2 protein-coding genes are annotated in these 2,102 nt (G+C 63.5%); both read right to left on the reverse strand.

What is annotated here, in order from left to right; all coding sequences use genetic code 11:
* A partial coding sequence (locus tag AC1DWI_RS20775; protein WP_477725635.1) for an MraY family glycosyltransferase occupies positions 1 to 747 on the reverse strand: 747 nt, incomplete at its 3' end.
* Positions 737 to 2,102, reverse strand: a 1,366-nt coding sequence (locus tag AC1DWI_RS20780) for a UDP-N-acetylmuramoyl-tripeptide--D-alanyl-D-alanine ligase (RefSeq protein ID WP_477725636.1), incomplete at its 5' end; no start/stop codon positions are given. The genes AC1DWI_RS20780 and AC1DWI_RS20775, both read right to left, overlap by 11 nt.

Genomic DNA, 2,102 nt, shown 5'->3' on the forward strand with positions numbered 1-2,102 from the left:
GACCGAGCTGCCGGTGACGTAGGCAAACACACCGAGCGCCGAGCCCACCATGACGACCGGCATGATGGCAAGGCCGTCCAGCCCGTCAGTCAGATTGACGGCATTGCTGGAGCCCACGATCACGAGGTAAGTCAGGATCACGAAGCCGAACACGCCCAGCGGGTAGCTGATTTCCTTGACAAAGGGCACCAGCAGGCCAGCTTTGGGCGGCAGGTTCACGTCAAAGCCCGACTGCACCCAGCTGAAGAACAGTTCGAGCACGCGCATGTTGGAGCTCTCGGAGATGCTGAACACCAGGTACAGCGCCGCAATGAGGCCGATGATGGATTGCCACAGATATTTCTCGCGTGAACGCATGCCTTCCGGGTCCTTGAGTACGACCTTGCGCCAGTCGTCTGCCCAGCCTATGGCGCCAAAGCCCAACGTGACGATGAGGACGATCCAGACGAAACGGTTGGACAAATCGAACCACAGCAATGTGGAAATTCCGATGGACAGCAGAATCAGCACACCGCCCATGGTGGGCGTGCCACTCTTGCTCAAATGGGTCTGCATTGCGTATTCCCGGATCGGCTGCCCGATCTTCAGCGAGATCAGCCGCCGGATCACAAAGGGGCCAGCCAGCAGACCGATCAGCAGTGCTGTGAGCGCGGCCATGACTGCACGGAACGTCAGGTACTGGAACACCCTGAAAGACCCGAATTCGGGGGAGATTGACTGGAGCCACTGGGCCAGACTAAGCAGCATGGGGCTCTTCCTTCTGATGTTGTTGATGTTGTGTTTGATCTTGCGCATTGGCCGTGATGGCCTGGACCACACGTTCCATCTTCATGAAGCGCGAACCCTTGACCAGCATGCTGCCGGTGTGGGGCAGCTCGGCCAGCACGGCGGCGGCGAGTTCGTCCATGCCGCCAAAAATCTGCGCACCGCCAAAACCGGCCGCGGCCTGCTTTGACTGCTCGCCCAATGTGAACAATTTTTCRATGCCCAGCGCGCGCGCATGGCGCCCGGCTTCATCGTGGAACTGCGGCCCCTGGTTGCCGACCTCGCCCATGTCACCCATCACCATCAGGCGCGGGCCGGGCAGTTCGGCGAGGACCTCCAGCGCGGCGCGCATGGAGTCGGGATTGGCGTTGTAGCTGTCGTCGACCAGCGTCAACACCCGGCCTGGCAGGGCGACGGCGATGGCACGGGAACGGCCCTTGACCGGCACAAAAGCCGTGAGGCCCACGGAGATGGATGCCAGGGGAACGCCCGCCGCCAGCGCGCAGGCCGCGGCAGCCAAGGCGTTCTTGACGTTGTGCCGGCCGGCGATGTGCAGAGAGAAATCGGTGTTGCCCGCCGGGGTCGTAGCCACCACCTTCCAGCAGCCGCCCTCCCATTGCGCGGTGCCTGTGATGTCGGCGGCGCCCGAGAGCGCGAAGGTCAGTGCCTTGCGCGTGCCGACCAGTTCACGCCACAGCGAGGTGTAGTCGTCGTCGGCCGGAAAGACCGCCGTGCCGCCCGCATCCAGCGACGCGAACACCGAGCCGTTTTCGCGCGCCACCGCTTCCACCGTGGCCATGAATTYGAGATGCTCACGCTGTGCGTTATTGACCAACGCGACGGTGGGCTTGGTGAGTTCGGCCAGGTAGGCGATCTCGCCGGGGTGGTTCATGYCGAGTTCGACCACACCCACTTCATGCGCGGCCGACAGTCGCAGCAGCGTGAGCGGCACGCCGATGTCATTATTGAGATTGCCTTCGGTCGCGAAGGCCTTATCGGCCTTCCAGGCGCGCAAGATGGTCGCGATCATTTGCGTGACGGTGGTTTTCCCGTTGCTGYCCGTCACCGCCACCAGCGGGAGGCGGAACTGCGAGCGCCAACCGGCGGCCAATTGACCCAGCGCCAGGCGCGTGTCGGACACCTCCAGTCCCGGCAGGCCGGCTTGTGCCAGGCCATGATGGGCAATGGCCGCGACTGCGCCCTGCGCTTTGGCTTGTGCGAGGAAATCGTGGGCGTCGAACCGCTCGCCCTTGAGCGCCACAAAGAGGTCGCCTTCCTGCAGGCTGCGCGTGTCKGTGTTGACCCGCAAAGCCTGCACGCCGCCGTCACCCACGAGG

It is taken from the genome of Polaromonas sp. P3_C2, assembly GCF_056402675.1.